Below are 15719 nucleotides of genomic sequence, written 5' to 3' on the forward strand. Positions count from 1 at the left end.
CGCCGCCGGCCCCTTTCGACAGGAGCGTTTCATGACTTTGAAGATCATTGCTTCGCAATGCACGAGCTGCTCGGCCTGCGAGCCCGAATGCCCGAACGTGGCGATCTCCGAGAAGAACGGCACCTTCGTGATCGACCCCAAGAAGTGCACCGAGTGCATCGGCCATTTCGACGAGCCGCAATGCGCCGCGGTCTGCCCGGTCGACAACACCTGCGTCATCGACAATTCGTTCCCGCGCTATCAGCCGCCGGCCTGAGGAGACCCCGATGAACTTTACGCTCACGCCAGCTGCGCAGAAATTCATGCGCATGATGCTGAGGGCCGACGGCGGCGCCGGTGCTGGCTTCCGCCTCGCGGTGTCGCCCGGCGGCTGCTCGGGTCTCGCCGCGGACATCAGCGTGCTCGCGACGCCACTCGCCGGCGACGCCGTGGTCGAGCGCGACGGCGTCAAGCTGTTCCTGCCGGCGGAAAGCCGCCTGCTGCTCGACGGCGTCACGATCGATTTCGCTGACACCGCGACCCAGACCGGCCTCGTGTTCCACGACCCGAAGCAGGTGTCGTGCTCCAGCCACGCGCTGAAGGCGCTGCAGGACTAGGACAACCAACAATGCCGACCGATGCCCGGCCCAGCTCCCAGACTGCCATCGAGGACGCGCTGCTTGCCGACGCGCTGCTCGGTGGCGGACTGCCGGAGGAGGCCGAGCGACATCTCTGGGAGGCGGGCCAAAGCTATCACCTCGACGACATCGCCGAGGCGCATCTGAAGCAGGCCGAGGCGCTGGCGCCGGATCATGCCGCGGTCCTGATCGGCTTCTATCGGTTCTATTTCTACAAGGGGCGGCTCAACGACGCGCTGCGCATCGCCAAGCGCTGCCTCGCCAAGGCCGCGATTGAAAACCATCTGCCGCCGCATTGGCGCGACGTCCGGCCGGAGCATGCCGAGTTCGGCAGCTTCGACCACATGCTGCCGCGCTTCTTCATGTTCACCTTGAAGGGCTACGCTTACTTGCAGATGCGGCTCGGCAATCTCGTCGAGGGGCGGCTTGCGGTGCAGAAGCTGCTCGACCTCGATCCTACCGACAAGATCGGCGCGCGCGTGCTGCTCGAGGTCGTCGACCGGGTGGAGCTCGACGATGAGTGACGACATCGACGAAGCCATTGACTGGCAGGGTAACGAGATCAGCTGCACCGGCTGCGCCCACGAGCAGCTGAGCGCGACCGGTGGCTGCAAGCTCCGCCACGCCTGCGTGCACGACCGCTATGCGCGGCGCATCGACCGTTTCTTCAACTGGAATCCGGGGCTCGCCAACGATTACGTCAAGCACCCGCATTTCGAGGTGCGGGCGATCGCGGCCAAGCATGCGAGCCCGTTCTATCTGCCGCCGCTGCTCGACGACCCGGAGGAGACGGTGCGCTGGAATGCGGCGCGGCGGCTGCCGAAGCGATTGGTGCTGCGTCTGCGCCATGATCCGCATCGCGAGGTCCGCATCCGTATCGCCACCGTGCTCGATCCCGAAGACCTGATGCCGATGATGATGGATGACGACTATTACGTCCGTCTGGTCGTCGCGCGCCGGATCGTGCCGTCCGTGCTCGGCCGCATGATGGGCGATCCCGAAGCCGAGGTCCGCCGGGTCGTCGCGCGCCGCATTCCGAGCGACTGGCTGCTCGGCATGATCAGCGATCCCGATGCGCGGGTCCGCCTGGAGATCGCCGAGCGCCTGGCGCCGGATCTGCTGACAGCGATGCGCAAGGATGCCGACTGGCGCGTGCGCCACGAAGTCGCGAGCCGCATCCCGCTCGGCGAACTCGCCGAACTCGCGCGGGATGAGGATCCGCTGGTGCAGGAGATGGCGCGCGGCCGGCTCGAGAACCGTTCGGGAGCTGCGATGGAGAAACCGGCATGAGCAACATCGTTCGTGACAGCGAGGTCGTCGAGCTGTCGGCGCCGCCCTACTTCACCTTCGGCGAGAAGGTGAAGGCGAAGCGGACCATCCGCAACGACGGCACCTATGCGGGCAAGGAGATCGGCGAGATCCTCGCGAAGAAGGGGGAGATCGGCTACGTCGTCTCGATCGGCACCTTCCTGCAGCAGTTCTACATCTACGGCGTCGAGTTTCTCGAAAGCGGAAACCGCGTCGGCATGAAACGCAAGGAGCTCGAATCCACCGTTCCCCGCGGGGAGGCCGAGGACGAGCTGCCGCTGCCGGGAGCGTACAGATCATGATCGAACCGCGGATGCCGAAATACCAATGGGGCCAGCGCGTCAAGGCGCTGATCGACCTCGTCAATGACGGCTCGTTCCCGAATGCGCCGGCGGAAGCCAAGCTGGTCGGCATCGGCGACATGGGCGAGATCGTGCAGGTCGGCACCCATACCGAAGCGAACATGCCGATCTATCTCGTCGAATTCGGCGAGCAGCTCGTCGTCGGGTGTCTCGAGGAGGAGATCGTCCCGGTCTGAGGGCGATGATCGATCATGGTGGCAGCCGCGCTTAAGCCCAGCTTCGTCCTGCCTGCGCATCCCAACGAGTTGGATCGCAAGCGGATCGAGCGCGCGCTGAAGTCGCGCAAACGCTACCGCTACGTCGAGCCGACGGTCGTGCCGGTCGATGAAGGTTATCAGGTCCGCAGTCCGTGCTGCTCGCGCAACATCGACAAGGACGGCGGAGTGATCGACGTGGCGCTGCTGCGTCATGATCCCGCGAAGACGATGTGGAAGCTGTTCTGGAGAGATCACGCGAAGGGGATCTGGGAGCTGCACAGTGTGCACCAGCGGTTGACCGCGGCGGTCGACGAGCTGAACGCCGACCCCGAGCGGATCTTCTGGCAGTAACGAGGAGGACGGGTGAGATGGCATTGGCCGAGCAGGAACTGAATGAGATCGCCCAGGTGCTCGAGCAACCTGACGCCGGGAGCACCGCGTTCGGCGAGCTGCGCCGCCGCTTTCCCAAGCTGGTTCTGACGCGGTGCGATGCCTCGGATGTCACCGAAGTGCCGTTCCGCAGCTACGCGGCGTTCGACCTGCATCTGCTCGACGCCAGCGAGCACTGCGCGGGAGTCACGGACGACCCGGCCAAGGCCACCGGCCTCATCCTGGCGAAGCGGGGCTGATCATGACCAAGCCCTATCTGGTGCATGACGCCGACCGGCAGGAGCAGGACGAGGCCGAGCTGACGCCGGTCGAGGCGAGCTTCATCCCGCTGTCCGATCCGGATATCACGACGGCGGAGATCGCGGCCGTGGATGCCGCGTTGCGCTCGCCGCGGCTGTCCCACGGGCCGCTGGTCGAGGAGTTCGAGGCGGCGTTCGCCGCCTATCTCGGGCGCAAATACGCCATTGCTGTGCCGAGCGGAACACTCGGCCTTGTCCTGGTCTTGAAGGGCCTGGGAATCGGTCCCGGCGACGAAGTGATCGCGTCGTCCTATTCGTTCCGCGAGGTCGCGCATGCGATCAGCATCGTCGGCGCCAAGCCGGTGTTCGCCGACATCGACTATTATTCCGGCACGTTGGCGCCGAACAAGATCGAGGCGCGGATCACGGCCAAGACCAAAGCGATTCTGGCCGGCAACACCAATGGCCATCCGGCCAAGTGGTCGGAGCTGCACGCGATCGCCAAGGCGCACAGCCTGACGCTGCTCGAGGACTCGACCGAGGCGATTGGCTCGAAGTACAAGGGCGCGCTGGTCGGCACCTTCGGCGCGGCCTCGGTGTTCGACTTCTCGCAGCCGTTTGCGCTGACCTGCGGCGAGGGCGGCATGGTCGTGACCGACGATGTCGACATCGCCGTGGCGGTGCGGCGCCACCGCTCGCACCGGCTCGACGAGCGGAGCTCGGTCGTGGTCAGCGGTACGCCGTCGCATCAGGCGGTCATGGGCGACGTCACCGCGGCGCTCGGGCTCGCGCAGCTCAAGCGGATCGACGAGATCCTCGAACGGCGCCGGCTGATCGAGCAGATCTATTACAGCCAGGTGCAGTCCTTCGAGGGCATCAAGGATCCCTATGTCGGTCCAGATGTCACCGAGGTGAACTGGTTCCTGTACCAGGTGCATCTGGGGACTCGCTTCTCGAAGTCCAGCCGCGACTCGATCGTCGAGGATCTCCGCGTCGAGCAGGTCGAGGCTGTCGCCTATTCCAATCCGCTGCACCTGCAGCGCCACTATTTCGACATGGGCTACAGGCGCGGCGACTATCTGGTGACCGAGAAGGTCGCCGATCGCGTGGTGGCCCTGCCGTTCCACGTCCATCTGACCACCGACCAGATCGCCTTCATCGTCGCGACGATGAAGGACGCCTCGGTCAATGTCGGAGCGGGCGCTGCGATCTACTGACGTGAAATGAACTCAACCCACTAAAGGAGAACATCAATGGCAACTCTGACGGTCATGCCCTCTGGAAAGACGATCGAGGTGGGCGAGGGCACCACCATTCTCGCGGCGCTGCTCGCGGCCGAGGTCGAGATCCCGCATAAGTGCGAGGGCCAGGCCAAGTGCGGCTCCTGCCACATCTTCCTGCAGGAGGGACGCAAGGGCGTGTCGAAGGTCAGCAAGCTCGAGAACGAGAAGCTGGATACCATCGTCGGCGTCGGCTCCAAGTCCCGCCTCGCGTGCCAGGCGACGATCCTCGGCACCGAGAACGTCAAGATCGAGCTGCTCGGCTTCTCGTCAGGTCTGTAACAGGAGGACATCATGGACAATGTCACGCTTCACGTTCGTTTCGCCCCGGATGGCACCGTCGCCGAGATCAGCGAGCGGCCGGCGACCTTGACGCCGCAGCAATGGTTCAACAAGCTCAGCGAGGCGATCGGCCTGAAGGCCTACCAGACCTTTGCCGGCGGCCGCGGCGTATTCAAGACCACGCGCGAACAGATCGAGGCCTTGAAGACCGCGGCCTGATCGGTTGCGTCCTCAACCAAGAGCGAAGCGGCGGCGCGATGACGGATACAGGACAGGACTGTCAGTTCTTCGTCTCGTATACGGGCGTCAAGCTGCCGCTGCGGCTGGTGACGCCGATCGCGCCGGAGCAGCTCTCGAACCGCAACACGTTCATCCGCGGCTATTTCAATGCCGCCGGCGTGCTGACCGGGTTCGAGAAGGTGGTGTATGGCGAGGTCGAGCTGACGCACCGCTACAGCTACCATGCCAACGGAGCGTTGCGCAGCGCCGAGATCGTCATGCTCGACGAGGAGCCGGCGACACTGCATTTCGATGAGACCGGCGCAGCCGTTGCCGGCCAGGACGCCGCATGAGGGAAGCGCCGTGACCGTCGCCAAGCTGATCGAGGCCCTTGCCAGCATGCCCAAGGACGCTATCGTGCTGATGGACTCCGGCGCCGGATTGTCGCGGGTCGACGCGCTGGAGCTCGTGGCCGAGCAGGGGCCGGGCGCGCCGGCCGAGGTGATCCTGCAGCCTAGCTTGGACGAATAGAGACGGAACGGAGCGATGGCGGACGCAGGCACGACAGAGACGGACACGTCGGCGGCAGGGCCGGTGATTACGCCCTATGAGCGGATCGGCGGCGCCGTCGTGGTCGACCGCCTGGTCGAGTTGTTCTACCACCGCATGGATACGCTGCCCGAGGCCAAGACGATCCGCGACATGCACGGCACCAATCTCGGACCAATCAAGGTCGTGCTGAAGCGTTATCTTTCGGAATGGCTCGGCGGCCCGAAACTGTACTCCCCCGAGAAGGGCCACCCGCGCCTGCGCCAGCGCCACATGGGTTTTCCGATCGGCAACGCCGAGCGCGATGCGTGGCTGCTGTGCATGCGCGGCGCGCTCGAGGAGACGGTGACGGACGTGGCGGCCCGCCAGGATGTCGACGCCGCCATGACCAAGCTCGCCGACTGGATGCGCAATCAGGCCGGCAATCCCCATGACGCGCGGGCTGCGCGGCCGTGAGGCCGGGTCACCGTCTCAGGCGTCATTGCGAGGAGCCGAAGGCGACGAAGCAATCCAGAGTCGTCGCGGGACTCTGGATTGCTTCGCTTCGCTCGCAATGACGGAGACACGAGGCGTAGGCGTAGGGTGGGCAAAGCGAAGCGTGCCCACCGGCCGCTAGATCCGCAGACACCGCCGTTGGAATGGTGGGCACGGCGCGCGTCAAGCGGTGCTAAGTTATCACCGCCAGTGGCGCCTTTGCCCACCCTACGCGACCTCGGCTAATACAACGGCACCCCGAAGAAGTTTTCATCATCGCCGCCCCAGGCCCGGTGCAAGGCCAGCGCGTTCTGCCATTGCGCCATCTCGGTCTCGCTGGCGTTGCGGTGGGTGATCTTGCCCTCCGGCATCTCCGCCAGCAGATAGGTCTTGCCGTTGCGGATGAAGCGGTTGAGGTCCTTGGTGTCGTTGGGCCGCACCACACAGCGCGGCCGCTCGTCGATCAGGATGGTGGTCGGCTGCATTGCGACGCTCGCTCCATCGGGTGTCAATCGGCGGGCGGACCCATGTCGTCATCCGCCTTTTTCTTCTTTTTCTTGTCGACCTTGGCGAGCGCATAGGCGCCGGCGTTCTTCAGGGTGATCGGCGGCTGGCCGACGACATATTGCGAGATCCAGGCGAGCGTGCGCTCCTGCGCCAGCGCGCTGGCGGTCTCATCATAGGTCTCGCCCTCGGCGTCGAAGTCGTGGGCGGCGTTCGGATAGGAGAAGGCGCTGACCTCGGGATGGTCGGCGCGGAACATGCTCACGGCTGGAAACGGCACGACCGCATCGGCTTCGCCGAAGTGCAGCAAGGTCGGGACCTTGCGCTTGGCGCCGGCGGCGTCGACCACGCCGGTCGCGTAGTAGCTGACGGCGCAGGCAAGCCCGGACACGCGGTTCGCGGCGTTGTAGGCGAGGCCGCCGCCGGCACCGTAGCCGACCACGGCCACCTTGCCGCAGTCCTTGACGCTGTCGACGGTCGACTGGATTTCTGCAAGCAGAGGGGCGACCGGATCCTGTGCCGCCGCCGGCGCCTCGCCGTCTGCCGTGGTCTCGACCGCCGCCGGCGGTGTCAGCTCCGGCGTGATCACGACATAGCCGCTCGCGGCGAAGGCATCGGCGACCTTGCGGACCTTGCTGCAGCCGTTGCCGTCCGGCAGCACGACGATGGCGCCTTTGGGCGTGTCGGCTGGATCGGCACGGAACGCCTGGAACGTATGTCCGTCGTTGGCGGTGAGCTTGATGGTGCTCTCGGTAGCCATGTGATGCTCCTGTTTCGTTCGGCGCGGCCCGCGCGCGTTACAACAAGCCCAGCTCCAGGGCGGTCTCTTCCGACATCCGCGACTTGTCCCACGGCGGCTCGAACACGAGCGTGACCTTGACGGAGACGACACCTTCGACGGCCTGCACCGCGTCCTCGACCATGCGGACGATCTCGCTCGCGACCGGGCACCCGGGCGCCGTGAGCGTCATGTCGATCTCGACCGCGCCGCCGCCTTCATGCGCGATGCGATAGACCAGACCGAGGTCGTAGACGTTCACCGGAATCTCCGGGTCGTACACCGTCCGTAGCGCGGCGATCACGCTCTCGGCGGCATTTTGGGAGCCGGTCGCCAGCGCGCTCTGCGACGGGGAGGGAGGGGGAGCGGCGTGCATGCTCATCATGCGTTGGGTCCTCTCATTGTCCTGGTTCGCACCGGGGGATGGTCGTTGGGAGTCCTGTCGAGATTGCGCTGAAGATGCTGCATGGCCGGGGCCTCACTCCGCACCGAGCCCGTCGGCGAGCGCCGCCACGACGGGCCACCCGACGGCGCCGGACGGATCGAGCTGGCGCAGCGCGGCCAGCATTTCGGCCGCGCTGTCGGGATCGTTCTTGCGCAGATGGATGAAGGCCAGTGCCTTCAACGTGTAAAGCGCGAAGCGGCCGGCGCCGTCGGGCAGCGGATCATGCGGCACCCATTGCCGCCAATCCGAAGACCAGCCAGCCTGGCGCGCCGCCTCGGCGAGGCCGAGCTCGGCAACGGCCTTGGCCTCGTCGAGGTGGCCTTGATAAGTGTGAATCTTATAGAGACAGAAATAGGTCGGCAGCTCCTGCGGGGCGGCAGCGAGCGCCTGGCGAAACAGCCGGTCGGCGCGGGCGTGGTCGCGGCGATAGGCCGCCACGCCCTGCTGCAGCAGCGCGTCGATCTCCTCGGGAAGATCGCCGAAGTTGATCGTGTCGGGTTCACTGACGAGTTCGAGCATCTGCATTGACCTCGATCAAATCGTTGCAAGACGCGGACCGTTTTTGCGGTGGTGCAGCAGAGGCCGTCATCGTCGCGAAGCCGGCGAAAACGCGCGGGCCTGTTGGATTTTGAACGCCGAGCCTGGGTCGCATCGTCGTCCTTGTCGCAAAGCCGACGCGCTCGTCGTCAAATCGCCGCTTGAGCAGAGCCGGGACAGCGTCCGGTACCCGCAAATCGCTGGTTCGGAGCTTGCATGACGCCATCATCAATCCAGCGGGAGACACAACGATGGCGATGACAGCAACTGATATCGAACGTCTGATCAAGGAGGCGTTCCCGGATGCAGTCGTCGTGATCGAAGACCTGGCCGGTGACGGCGACCATTATTCGGCACGCGTCACCTCGCAGGCTTTCGCCGGGAAGAGCCGGGTGCAGCAGCATCAGATGGTCTATTCGGCCCTCAAGGGTCAGATGGGCGGCGTGCTGCATGCGCTGGCGCTCGAGACGTCATTGCCGAAATGATCGCTGCCGCGACACATCCAGGGACGAAAGGATAATACAATGTCGACATCCGAACGCATTCAGAAGCTGATCGACAGCAATGACATCGTTCTCTTTATGAAGGGCGTGCCGGCGGCGCCGCAATGCGGCTTCTCGGCTGCCGTTGCGCAGATCCTGGCTAAGCTCGACGTCCCCTATGAAGGCGTCAACGTGCTGGCCGATCCCTTCATCCGCGAGGGCATCAAGGAGTTCTCCAACTGGCCGACCATTCCTCAGCTCTACATCAAGGGCGAGTTCGTCGGCGGTTGCGACATCGTGCGCGAGATGTTCCAGGCCGGCGAGCTCGCGACGCTCCTGACCGAAAAGGGCATCAAGGCGGCCGCATCATGAGCGACGGCGGTGTCGCAGAGGCGGAAGACGATTTCGAGATTCCGCAGCTCTACAAATATCACGCCTTCGTCTGCCTGACGCAGCGTCCGCCCGGCCATCCGCGCGGCAGCTGCGGCGCGCTCGGCGTGCAGCCGCTGTGGGACCGGCTGACCAAGACCATCGAGGCGCAGCGGCTGACGGATGTCGGCGTCACCGCGGCCGGCTGCTTCGGCTTCTGCAGCGCCGGGCCGATGATGGTGGTCTATCCCGATGGCATCTGGTATCGGCCGACCAAGCCCGAGGATATCGACGAGATCGTCGAATCGCACTTCAAGCAAGGGAAGCGCGTCGACCGGCTGGTGATGGTGCTGAAGCGCTGAGGCTTCGACCGGAGCCGCTCAGCGCGGCTCCGGACAGGGCGAGGCCTCGGGCCGCGTGCAGCCCTGGACGTCGTCGAGATCATCCTCCCGCTGCAGCAGCGACAGCACCGGCTCGCGATCGAAGCCGGCGCAGCACTGGCCGCCGGCCTCGATCAGGGGACGGCGGATCAGCAGCGGATCCTCCAGCATCAGGTCGATGGCTGCGACCGCGTTGGTCGCCTCCGGCTCGATCTCTCCGGATTTGACGCGCGGCGAGGCCGGGTTGAACCAGGACCACACCGGCGTTCCGGCGAAGTAGGCGCGCAGCCGCTCACCGGTCCACGGTTCGGTCAGGAGATTTCGCGCGACGACCTCGTGGCCGGCGCGAGTCAGCATCAACTTCTGCCGGGCATTGGTGCCGCAGCCCGGCTTCTCGTAGAACACGACCGTGGTCACGTCAGAGCCCGCCGAGCTGCACCAGCTGCGCGCCGCCGGCGCGGCCGAGGATGGTGTCGACCTTCTTGCGCACGGACTCGATGGTCAGTGGTTTGACCACCGCGCCATGCGCGCCCGCCTTCAGTCCTTCGATGGCGATCGCCTCGTCGGCCTTCGCGGTCACGATCAGGATCCGGACGCCCTTGAACTTGGCGGCGATCTCGCGCACCAGCTCGGGCCCGCGCTGCTTCAGAAAGGACACCCCGAGCAGCACCACGTTCGGCGCCAGCCAGTCGACGCCCTTCTCATAGGCTTCTTCCGGCGTCGCCAGCTCATGAGTCTCGATCTCATCGTGCAACATGAACTGCAGGGCCGCGCGGGTGATCTCGTCATCATCGATCACGAACACGCGCCGCTGGTCCACCGCTTTCGCCGTTTCAACTCCGATCTGCATCGCATCCTCCTCAAATCTTCGCAAGATCCTTGGCCGCAAGGCTGCGACAAGGATCTAGCAAATCCCGTTCCGGGCTTTTCGCTGCTGAAAACCCTGCATTCTTGTGTCGTTTCGGACAGCGCAGCGCCGTCGACATCTTGCGAAGCATTCCGATGTCGGGTTTGCAACAACCCGCATCGCTCGCCGGTTTGTTTGGCATCTCCTTCTAAACACGATCATTTTTCAGCGCCGCTGGCGATGGCACAGCCGTTGCAAAACTCCGTTCAGGCAATGGTTGAGGGCTGAGTGCACGCCGACGCTTCGGACGAGCGATGCTCTCCTTCCCAATAACCCGTCTGCCGGTTCGGACACATGAGAGGACGCGGTCACGCTCCGCTGCAAGCGGGCGCGGCCATAGCAATCGGTTGATGGAGAGCAGAATGGCATCCCTGCGACAAATCGCATTCTACGGCAAAGGCGGCATCGGCAAGTCGACGACGTCGCAAAACACCCTGGCCGCGCTGGCCGAGATGGGTCATCGGATCCTGATCGTCGGCTGCGACCCCAAGGCGGATTCGACCCGCCTGATCCTGCACGCCAAGGCGCAGGACACCATCCTGAGCCTGGCCGCTGCCGCCGGCAGCGTCGAGGACCTCGAGATCGAAGAGGTCATGAAGGTCGGCTATCGCGACATCCGTTGCGTCGAGTCCGGCGGTCCGGAGCCGGGCGTCGGCTGCGCCGGCCGCGGCGTGATCACCTCGATCAACTTCCTGGAAGAGAACGGCGCCTATGAGGACATCGACTACGTGTCCTACGACGTGCTCGGCGACGTGGTCTGCGGCGGCTTCGCGATGCCGATCCGCGAGAACAAGGCGCAGGAGATCTACATCGTGATGTCCGGCGAGATGATGGCGATGTATGCCGCCAACAACATCTCCAAGGGCATTCTGAAGTATGCGAACTCCGGCGGCGTGCGCCTGGGCGGCCTGGTCTGCAACGAGCGCCAGACCGACAAGGAGCTGGAGCTGGCTGAGGCCCTCGCCAAGAAGCTCGGCACCCAGCTGATCTACTTCGTGCCGCGCGACAACATCGTGCAGCACGCCGAGCTGCGCCGCATGACCGTTCTGGAATACGCGCCGGAGTCGGTCCAGGCCAACCACTACCGCAACCTGGCGACCAAGATCCACGGCAATGCCGGCAAGGGCATCATCCCGACCCCGATCACGATGGACGAGCTCGAGGACATGCTGATGGAGCACGGCATCATGAAGGCGGTCGACGAGAGCCAGATCGGAAAGACTGCCGCCGAACTCGCCGCAACGGCTTAAGCAGTCTTGGTACCGGCCTTCCTCCCGTCGGAAGGCCGGTACCTCTTCTTCGAACTCTCATCGGCCTCGATAGGAGATCGCGCCATGACCATCGCAATCGTCGATACGTCGCATGCCGCCGCGGTGAACCTGCAAGCACCGCTCGCTTTCGAGGACGACAAGCGGCATCATGGCCGGCAGATCTACCGCCTGCTCACAGGGAACGACCCAGCCGAGGCGGTGATCGACGACGACTTCGACTTCGACCGCCACGTGATCGCATCGATCCTCGCAGTGTCGGCGATGGAGCATGGCGCGCTCGCTGAGCGCGCAGGGCTTTCGACCGTCGAGCTGATCGCGCTGCTGGCGCAGTTGTTTCCCGCTGCCGCGATCGATTCGACCTGGCTGCCGATCAACGGCGCAGCTCCAGCGCCTGATGACGACGAGATCGCGATGGTGCGCGATCTGCTGACGGCACAGCGCTCGACCGATGGCGACGTCAGCCGCTGGCTCGCGGCGATGGTCGCTCGGCGCGCGATGGAGCCGAACCATCTCTGGGAAGACCTCGGTCTGCGCGAGCGGTCCGAATTGTCGCGGCTGCTGATGCGCCATTTCGGGCCGCTGGCGAGCCGCAACACGAGAAACATGCGCTGGAAGCGCTTCTTCTACCGCATGCTGTGCGAGGACGACGGCTTCGTGATGTGCACGACGCCGGTCTGCACCCAATGCAACGATTTCGCGCTCTGCTTTGGCGAGGAGAGCGGTGAGAGCCGGATGGCCGAGCGGCGCCGCGAGGTGGCGCTGCAGGAGGCGGCCAACGCCGCACAGTGAGTTCGAGGAACTGCGACGATGTTGATGGACCCCCAGCTTGGATCTCCCTGTAACTCCGACCACGGACGCTGTCCCGAAGCGGAGACCTGCGAGGCTGGCGAGGCCCTGATGCGCCGCTGCGAGGACGCGCTGAGGCTGGCCGGCTTGCGTCCGACCCAGCAGCGCCAGCAGCTCAGCCGCATCCTGTTCGGCAATGGCAACCGTCACATCACCGCCGACGTGCTCTATGCCGAGGCGGTCGCGACCGGCATGAAGATCTCGCAGGCGACCATCTACAATACGCTCAATCAGTTCGTGGAGCTCGGTCTGCTCAGGCAGATCGGCGTCGACGGCTCCCGGTCGTTCTTCGACACCAACACCACGGTGCATCCGCACTTCTTCTACGAGGACGAGGGCGAGCTCGTCGACGTGCCGGATGTCGTCGCGTTCGAGCAACTGCCCGAGCCGCTGCCGGGCTATGCCATGGAGCGGATCGACGTCGTCATTCACCTGCGCCGCAGCCGCCACGGCTGAGGCGCGGGCCACCGCGTCGGCCGCAAGTCTTTCCATCTCCGGCACGTCCGATTTCCGACCCTGTTACAAAGCCGACAATCTCGGTCGTTCGGAAAACACACGCAAATTCAAGCGATTAAAGCGGTGGCCGGCCCTGGCATGGCCGTTGCTGAGTGACTGACAGGCCGTGGATGGAGCGTCGAGCTCTGGCGGTCGACACAGGTTGCGACGGAGCAAGTGAATGCCTGACGTCCTCGGACCGCGCGGGCCCAAGAATGGCATCAGGAGTGCCCGGGATGCCGGCTCTGCTTTCGCGAGCAAGGGTCTTGGGAGTTCGACGTCCGGGAGCCCGATGCCCCGGGTCATCCTGAACGACACCACGCTCCGCGATGGCGAGCAGGCCCCGGGCGTCGCTTTCGCCCTCACCGAGAAGGTCGCGATCGCCCGCGCGCTGGCGCGGGCCGGCGTTCCCGAGATCGAGGCCGGCACGCCTGCGATGGGGGCCGACGAGATCGCCGCCATCCGCGCCATCGTCGAGGCCGATCTGCCGGCAACCATCATCGGCTGGTGCCGGATGCGCGAGGCCGACGTCGATGCCGCGATCGCCGCGGGCGTGTCGATGGTGAATGTCTCCATCCCGACATCGGACGTGCAGATCGCCGCCAAGCTCGGCGGCGGCCGGAGTGCTGCGCTGGATCTGCTCAAGCGCGTCGTGGGTTATGCCAGGAGCCGAGGATTGGCGGTCGCCGTTGGCGGGGAGGACTCGTCGCGCGCGGATGTCGGCTTTCTCGCTGAGGTGATCGCAACCGCGAAGGCGCTCGGTGCGCGCCGCTTCCGTGTCGCCGATACGCTGAGCGTGCTCGATCCCGACGCGACCTCCGCGCTGGTCGGTGCCCTGCGTGCGACGACCGACTTGGAAATCGAGTTTCATGGCCATGACGATCTTGGTCTCGCCACCGCCAACACACTGGCCGCGGTCAAGGCCGGCGCGACGCATGCATCCGTCACGGTGATCGGGCTCGGCGAACGCGCCGGCAATGCGCCGCTGGAAGAGGTCGCCGTGGCGCTGCGGCAGCTGTACGGCCGCGAGACCGGAATCGTGCTGGCCGAGCTCGACCATGTCGCGAATGTCGTGGCCGCCGCCGCGGCGCGCGCGATTCCGCTCAACAAGGCGATCGTCGGCGAGCATGTCTTCACCCACGAGTCGGGAATTCACGTCGACGGTCTGCTCAAGGACCAGCGCACCTATCAGGCGCTCGATCCGATGCTATTCGGCCGTTCCAACCGGATCGTGATCGGCAAGCATTCAGGTCTCTCGGCGATCACCTCGCTGCTGTCGGATCTGCGCCTGCCGGCGAGCGCCGACCAGGCGCAACGCATCCTCGCGCGGGTGCGCAAGCATGCGGTCGCGCACAAGGGGCCGGTGCCGAAGGAAGCCGTTGCCGCCATCTGGCGCGAAGTCTGTGATCACCCGCACGCGAGCTTTGCCTGATCATGACCGATATCGTGGACCACCCGATCGCCAAGCCCGTCGCCGCCGAAGCGAACCCGCCCTCGTTGTTCCGGCTGATCCGCGAGGACATCGGCTGCGTCCGCTCGCGCGATCCGGCCGCGCGCAGCGAGATCGAGACCTTGCTGACCTATCCCGGAATCCATGCGCTGATCTGGCATCGCCTCGCGCACCGCTTCTGGATCAGCGGCTGGCGCTTTCCGGCGCGGCTGCTGTCGTGGCTCGGACGCTTCCTGTCCAATGTCGACATCCATCCGGGCGCGCAGATCGGCCGCCGCTTCTTCATCGACCACGGCGCCTGCGTCGTGATCGGCGAGACGGCCGAGGTCGGCGACGACGTCACCCTGTACCACGGCGTCACCCTCGGCGGCACGTCCTGGTCGCCGGGCAAGCGGCATCCGACCCTGGAGAACGGCGTCGTCGTCGGGGCGGGCGCCAAGATCCTCGGGCCGATCACGATCGGGCCGCGCACGCGTGTGGGCGCCAACTCCGTCGTCATCCAGAGCACCCCGCCGGACGTCACCGTGGTCGGCATTCCGGCCAAGGTGGTGCGGCCGGAGTTCACGCATCGCCGCACCGTCGGCCGCATCGATCTCGATCATCATCTGATGCCTGATCCCGTGGGAGAGGCGCTGTCGGTGATGCTCGACCGCATCGAGTTCCTGGAAGCGCAGCTCGCGCATGTCCGGCAGAAGGTCCGCCAGGGGCCGCCGCCGCCGGCGCCGATCAACGGATGCGAAGTTGACCCGACTTTGACTCAAGGAGCGAAGCAATGAGTGCGGCAACACCGAATGTGCTCGAGCAACTGAAGCAGACGTCCGCGGCCGAAGAATTCTTCAAGCTGCTCGGCGTCGAATACGATCCCAAGGTCCTGAACGTCTGTCGTCTGCACATTCTCAGGCGGATGGGCCAGTATCTCGTCAGCGAGGACTTCTCGGGCGTCTCCAACGACGAGATCGCAACCCGCTGCAAATCGTTCCTGGAGCAGGCCTATCAGGACTTCGTAGTGTCGACGCCGCTCGACCAGCGCGTCTTCAAGGTGCTCAAGGAAGCCGTGGCGCCGCCGAAGCCGGCGCCCAAGCCGTTCGTGTCGCTGACGACTCTCAAGTAGCAGACGAACTCATCATGATATCCGCAAGCGCCGCCGGTTCTGCCGGCGGCGCTTCTGTTTGCGAACGAGCTAAGCGAGTTGAGCTCCTGTCGTATTCCCGACGCGTGTTGCTTGCGACGTGTCGGACCTCTGCAGGACCTCTCGGCAGAATTTTAAGTGTCTCGGTCAAGGCATTGAATCGACGATGAGATTCATCGCGCTCGAAACTGGTACGACAATTGCTGTCC

General features: G+C 65.2%; 29 protein-coding genes. 23 read left to right on the top strand and 6 right to left on the bottom strand.

What is annotated here, in order from left to right; translation table 11 throughout:
* Positions 1–31 precede the first annotated feature (31 nt).
* From ACQR0Z_RS08740 to ACQR0Z_RS08805, 14 genes are read left to right on the top strand one after another with little or no spacing between them, the layout of a single operon-like run.
* Entirely contained in the window at positions 32–256 is a 225-nt protein-coding gene (locus ACQR0Z_RS08740) for a YfhL family 4Fe-4S dicluster ferredoxin (protein ID WP_006609676.1), read from the top strand.
* A gap of 10 nt (positions 257–266) precedes the next feature.
* Entirely contained in the window at positions 267–596 is a 330-nt protein-coding gene (locus ACQR0Z_RS08745; protein WP_315721320.1) for a HesB/IscA family protein, read from the top strand.
* Positions 597–607: 11 nt separating this feature from the next.
* A complete protein-coding gene (locus ACQR0Z_RS08750) occupies positions 608–1141 on the top strand; it encodes a hypothetical protein (RefSeq protein WP_434859271.1) in 534 nt (177 codons plus the stop codon).
* Entirely contained in the window at positions 1134–1907 is a 774-nt protein-coding gene (locus tag ACQR0Z_RS08755; protein WP_434859272.1) for a 4Fe4S-binding leucine-rich repeat protein, read from the top strand. Before ACQR0Z_RS08750 ends, ACQR0Z_RS08755 begins: the two co-directional genes overlap by 8 nt.
* Positions 1904–2227: a nitrogen fixation protein NifZ gene (locus ACQR0Z_RS08760; protein WP_009032133.1), complete on the top strand. Its 324-nt coding sequence runs from the start codon at positions 1904–1906 to the stop codon at positions 2225–2227. The genes ACQR0Z_RS08755 and ACQR0Z_RS08760 overlap by 4 nt, the downstream gene beginning before the upstream one ends.
* Entirely contained in the window at positions 2224–2463 is a 240-nt protein-coding gene (locus ACQR0Z_RS08765) for a nitrogen fixation protein NifZ (RefSeq protein ID WP_012029017.1), read from the top strand. The genes ACQR0Z_RS08760 and ACQR0Z_RS08765 overlap by 4 nt, the downstream gene beginning before the upstream one ends.
* Positions 2464–2478: 15 nt before the next feature.
* Positions 2479–2835 carry a DUF3024 domain-containing protein gene (locus ACQR0Z_RS08770; RefSeq protein WP_434859274.1) on the top strand — a complete coding sequence of 119 codons (357 nt, stop codon included), beginning with the start codon at positions 2479–2481 and terminating at the stop codon, positions 2833–2835.
* 17 nt (positions 2836–2852) lie between these two features.
* A complete protein-coding gene (locus ACQR0Z_RS08775; protein ID WP_434876473.1) occupies positions 2853–3113 on the top strand; it encodes a hypothetical protein in 261 nt (86 codons plus the stop codon).
* A gap of 2 nt (positions 3114–3115) precedes the next feature.
* Positions 3116–4330 carry a DegT/DnrJ/EryC1/StrS family aminotransferase gene (locus ACQR0Z_RS08780; RefSeq protein WP_434918352.1) on the top strand — a complete coding sequence of 405 codons (1215 nt, stop codon included), beginning with the start codon at positions 3116–3118 and terminating at the stop codon, positions 4328–4330.
* Positions 4331–4366: 36 nt separating this feature from the next.
* Positions 4367–4675, top strand: coding sequence for a 2Fe-2S iron-sulfur cluster-binding protein (locus tag ACQR0Z_RS08785; RefSeq protein ID WP_172185768.1), 309 nt, complete (start codon positions 4367–4369; stop codon positions 4673–4675).
* A 12-nt stretch (positions 4676–4687) separates the two neighbouring features.
* On the top strand, positions 4688–4894 hold the full coding sequence (locus tag ACQR0Z_RS08790) for a hypothetical protein (protein WP_434876471.1): 207 nt from the start codon (positions 4688–4690) through the stop codon (positions 4892–4894).
* A gap of 38 nt (positions 4895–4932) precedes the next feature.
* On the top strand, positions 4933–5247 hold the full coding sequence (locus tag ACQR0Z_RS08795) for a DUF6156 family protein (RefSeq protein WP_434876470.1): 315 nt from the start codon (positions 4933–4935) through the stop codon (positions 5245–5247).
* 10 nt (positions 5248–5257) lie between these two features.
* Positions 5258–5425: a hypothetical protein gene (locus ACQR0Z_RS08800; protein WP_006609688.1), complete on the top strand. Its 168-nt coding sequence runs from the start codon at positions 5258–5260 to the stop codon at positions 5423–5425.
* 15 nt (positions 5426–5440) lie between these two features.
* The gene (locus tag ACQR0Z_RS08805; protein ID WP_434918353.1) at positions 5441–5899 is read left to right on the top strand and encodes a group II truncated hemoglobin; all 459 of its coding nucleotides are present in this window, start codon (positions 5441–5443) and stop codon (positions 5897–5899) included.
* A gap of 260 nt (positions 5900–6159) precedes the next feature.
* Here ACQR0Z_RS08805 and ACQR0Z_RS08810 read toward each other — a convergent pair whose 3' ends face one another.
* From ACQR0Z_RS08810 to ACQR0Z_RS08825, 4 genes are all read right to left on the bottom strand, one after another.
* Positions 6160–6402: a hypothetical protein gene (locus tag ACQR0Z_RS08810; RefSeq protein WP_434859280.1), complete on the bottom strand. Its 243-nt coding sequence runs from the start codon at positions 6400–6402 to the stop codon at positions 6160–6162.
* A 23-nt stretch (positions 6403–6425) separates the two neighbouring features.
* Entirely contained in the window at positions 6426–7181 is a 756-nt protein-coding gene (locus tag ACQR0Z_RS08815) for a dienelactone hydrolase family protein (protein WP_434918354.1), read from the bottom strand.
* A 37-nt stretch (positions 7182–7218) separates the two neighbouring features.
* Positions 7219–7581, bottom strand: a complete 363-nt coding sequence (locus ACQR0Z_RS08820) for an iron-sulfur cluster assembly protein (protein WP_434918719.1) — start codon at positions 7579–7581, stop codon at positions 7219–7221.
* A gap of 96 nt (positions 7582–7677) precedes the next feature.
* A complete protein-coding gene (locus tag ACQR0Z_RS08825; protein ID WP_434918355.1) occupies positions 7678–8169 on the bottom strand; it encodes a tetratricopeptide repeat protein in 492 nt (163 codons plus the stop codon).
* Positions 8170–8432: 263 nt separating this feature from the next.
* Here ACQR0Z_RS08825 and ACQR0Z_RS08830 point away from each other — a divergent pair, with 263 nt between their 5' ends.
* The 3 genes from ACQR0Z_RS08830 to ACQR0Z_RS08840 are packed head-to-tail and all read left to right on the top strand — an operon-like array spanning position 8433 to position 9394.
* Complete coding sequence (locus ACQR0Z_RS08830; RefSeq protein WP_434918356.1) at positions 8433–8666, top strand: BolA/IbaG family iron-sulfur metabolism protein; 234 nt, start codon at positions 8433–8435, stop codon at positions 8664–8666.
* 39 nt (positions 8667–8705) lie between these two features.
* Entirely contained in the window at positions 8706–9035 is a 330-nt protein-coding gene (gene grxD, locus ACQR0Z_RS08835; RefSeq protein WP_434918357.1) for a Grx4 family monothiol glutaredoxin, read from the top strand.
* Positions 9032–9394 (top strand): (2Fe-2S) ferredoxin domain-containing protein, encoded by a 363-nt coding sequence (locus ACQR0Z_RS08840; RefSeq protein WP_006609696.1) that lies wholly within the window; start codon positions 9032–9034, stop codon positions 9392–9394. The genes grxD and ACQR0Z_RS08840 overlap by 4 nt, the downstream gene beginning before the upstream one ends.
* Positions 9395–9412: 18 nt before the next feature.
* Here ACQR0Z_RS08840 and ACQR0Z_RS08845 read toward each other — a convergent pair whose 3' ends face one another.
* Positions 9413–9829 carry an ArsC/Spx/MgsR family protein gene (locus ACQR0Z_RS08845; RefSeq protein WP_434918358.1) on the bottom strand — a complete coding sequence of 139 codons (417 nt, stop codon included), beginning with the start codon at positions 9827–9829 and terminating at the stop codon, positions 9413–9415.
* A gap of 1 nt (position 9830) precedes the next feature.
* Positions 9831–10262: a response regulator transcription factor gene (locus tag ACQR0Z_RS08850; RefSeq protein ID WP_041756928.1), complete on the bottom strand. Its 432-nt coding sequence runs from the start codon at positions 10260–10262 to the stop codon at positions 9831–9833.
* 419 nt (positions 10263–10681) lie between these two features.
* On the opposite strand from ACQR0Z_RS08850, the gene nifH reads away from it, so the two are divergent.
* The 6 genes from nifH (at position 10682) to nifW (ending at position 15492) form a co-directional block, all read left to right on the top strand.
* Positions 10682–11569 (top strand): nitrogenase iron protein, encoded by an 888-nt coding sequence (gene nifH, locus ACQR0Z_RS08855; RefSeq protein WP_012045780.1) that lies wholly within the window; start codon positions 10682–10684, stop codon positions 11567–11569.
* An 84-nt stretch (positions 11570–11653) separates the two neighbouring features.
* Positions 11654–12379, top strand: a complete 726-nt coding sequence (locus ACQR0Z_RS08860; RefSeq protein WP_434918359.1) for a nitrogen fixation protein NifQ — start codon at positions 11654–11656, stop codon at positions 12377–12379.
* Positions 12380–12397: 18 nt separating this feature from the next.
* Positions 12398–12892: an iron response transcriptional regulator IrrA gene (gene irrA, locus ACQR0Z_RS08865; protein WP_434876464.1), complete on the top strand. Its 495-nt coding sequence runs from the start codon at positions 12398–12400 to the stop codon at positions 12890–12892.
* Positions 12893–13223: 331 nt separating this feature from the next.
* Entirely contained in the window at positions 13224–14363 is a 1140-nt protein-coding gene (gene nifV, locus ACQR0Z_RS08870; RefSeq protein WP_434859288.1) for a homocitrate synthase, read from the top strand.
* 2 nt (positions 14364–14365) lie between these two features.
* A complete protein-coding gene (gene cysE / locus ACQR0Z_RS08875) occupies positions 14366–15157 on the top strand; it encodes a serine O-acetyltransferase (RefSeq protein WP_434918360.1) in 792 nt (263 codons plus the stop codon).
* Positions 15154–15492 carry a nitrogenase stabilizing/protective protein NifW gene (gene nifW / locus ACQR0Z_RS08880; RefSeq protein ID WP_434918361.1) on the top strand — a complete coding sequence of 113 codons (339 nt, stop codon included), beginning with the start codon at positions 15154–15156 and terminating at the stop codon, positions 15490–15492. The genes cysE and nifW overlap by 4 nt, the downstream gene beginning before the upstream one ends.
* The last annotated feature ends 227 nt before the right edge of the window (positions 15493–15719 follow it).

Source organism: Bradyrhizobium sp. HKCCYLS3077 (genome assembly GCF_051167555.1).
GTDB lineage: Bacteria > Pseudomonadota > Alphaproteobacteria > Rhizobiales > Xanthobacteraceae > Bradyrhizobium.

What these genes read in the sequence shown, in the direction of transcription:
- ACQR0Z_RS08740 (WP_006609676.1), top strand. Translation starts at nt 32, where the DNA reads ATGACTTTGAAGATCATTGCTTCGCAATGCACGAGCTGCTCGGCCTGC.
- ACQR0Z_RS08745 (WP_315721320.1), top strand. Translation starts at nt 267, where the DNA reads ATGAACTTTACGCTCACGCCAGCTGCGCAGAAATTCATGCGCATGATG.
- ACQR0Z_RS08750 (WP_434859271.1), top strand. Translation starts at nt 608, where the DNA reads ATGCCGACCGATGCCCGGCCCAGCTCCCAGACTGCCATCGAGGACGCG.
- ACQR0Z_RS08755 (WP_434859272.1), top strand. Translation starts at nt 1,134, where the DNA reads ATGAGTGACGACATCGACGAAGCCATTGACTGGCAGGGTAACGAGATC.
- ACQR0Z_RS08760 (WP_009032133.1), top strand. Translation starts at nt 1,904, where the DNA reads ATGAGCAACATCGTTCGTGACAGCGAGGTCGTCGAGCTGTCGGCGCCG.
- ACQR0Z_RS08765 (WP_012029017.1), top strand. Translation starts at nt 2,224, where the DNA reads ATGATCGAACCGCGGATGCCGAAATACCAATGGGGCCAGCGCGTCAAG.
- ACQR0Z_RS08770 (WP_434859274.1), top strand. Translation starts at nt 2,479, where the DNA reads ATGGTGGCAGCCGCGCTTAAGCCCAGCTTCGTCCTGCCTGCGCATCCC.
- ACQR0Z_RS08775 (WP_434876473.1), top strand. Translation starts at nt 2,853, where the DNA reads ATGGCATTGGCCGAGCAGGAACTGAATGAGATCGCCCAGGTGCTCGAG.
- ACQR0Z_RS08780 (WP_434918352.1), top strand. Translation starts at nt 3,116, where the DNA reads ATGACCAAGCCCTATCTGGTGCATGACGCCGACCGGCAGGAGCAGGAC.
- ACQR0Z_RS08785 (WP_172185768.1), top strand. Translation starts at nt 4,367, where the DNA reads ATGGCAACTCTGACGGTCATGCCCTCTGGAAAGACGATCGAGGTGGGC.
- ACQR0Z_RS08790 (WP_434876471.1), top strand. Translation starts at nt 4,688, where the DNA reads ATGGACAATGTCACGCTTCACGTTCGTTTCGCCCCGGATGGCACCGTC.
- ACQR0Z_RS08795 (WP_434876470.1), top strand. Translation starts at nt 4,933, where the DNA reads ATGACGGATACAGGACAGGACTGTCAGTTCTTCGTCTCGTATACGGGC.
- ACQR0Z_RS08805 (WP_434918353.1), top strand. Translation starts at nt 5,441, where the DNA reads ATGGCGGACGCAGGCACGACAGAGACGGACACGTCGGCGGCAGGGCCG.
- ACQR0Z_RS08810 (WP_434859280.1), bottom strand. Translation starts at nt 6,402, where the DNA reads ATGCAGCCGACCACCATCCTGATCGACGAGCGGCCGCGCTGTGTGGTG.
- ACQR0Z_RS08815 (WP_434918354.1), bottom strand. Translation starts at nt 7,181, where the DNA reads ATGGCTACCGAGAGCACCATCAAGCTCACCGCCAACGACGGACATACG.
- ACQR0Z_RS08820 (WP_434918719.1), bottom strand. Translation starts at nt 7,581, where the DNA reads ATGAGCATGCACGCCGCTCCCCCTCCCTCCCCGTCGCAGAGCGCGCTG.
- ACQR0Z_RS08825 (WP_434918355.1), bottom strand. Translation starts at nt 8,169, where the DNA reads ATGCAGATGCTCGAACTCGTCAGTGAACCCGACACGATCAACTTCGGC.
- ACQR0Z_RS08830 (WP_434918356.1), top strand. Translation starts at nt 8,433, where the DNA reads ATGGCGATGACAGCAACTGATATCGAACGTCTGATCAAGGAGGCGTTC.
- grxD (WP_434918357.1), top strand. Translation starts at nt 8,706, where the DNA reads ATGTCGACATCCGAACGCATTCAGAAGCTGATCGACAGCAATGACATC.
- ACQR0Z_RS08840 (WP_006609696.1), top strand. Translation starts at nt 9,032, where the DNA reads ATGAGCGACGGCGGTGTCGCAGAGGCGGAAGACGATTTCGAGATTCCG.
- ACQR0Z_RS08850 (WP_041756928.1), bottom strand. Translation starts at nt 10,262, where the DNA reads ATGCAGATCGGAGTTGAAACGGCGAAAGCGGTGGACCAGCGGCGCGTG.
- nifH (WP_012045780.1), top strand. Translation starts at nt 10,682, where the DNA reads ATGGCATCCCTGCGACAAATCGCATTCTACGGCAAAGGCGGCATCGGC.
- ACQR0Z_RS08860 (WP_434918359.1), top strand. Translation starts at nt 11,654, where the DNA reads ATGACCATCGCAATCGTCGATACGTCGCATGCCGCCGCGGTGAACCTG.
- irrA (WP_434876464.1), top strand. Translation starts at nt 12,398, where the DNA reads ATGTTGATGGACCCCCAGCTTGGATCTCCCTGTAACTCCGACCACGGA.
- nifV (WP_434859288.1), top strand. Translation starts at nt 13,224, where the DNA reads ATGCCCCGGGTCATCCTGAACGACACCACGCTCCGCGATGGCGAGCAG.
- cysE (WP_434918360.1), top strand. Translation starts at nt 14,366, where the DNA reads ATGACCGATATCGTGGACCACCCGATCGCCAAGCCCGTCGCCGCCGAA.
- nifW (WP_434918361.1), top strand. Translation starts at nt 15,154, where the DNA reads ATGAGTGCGGCAACACCGAATGTGCTCGAGCAACTGAAGCAGACGTCC.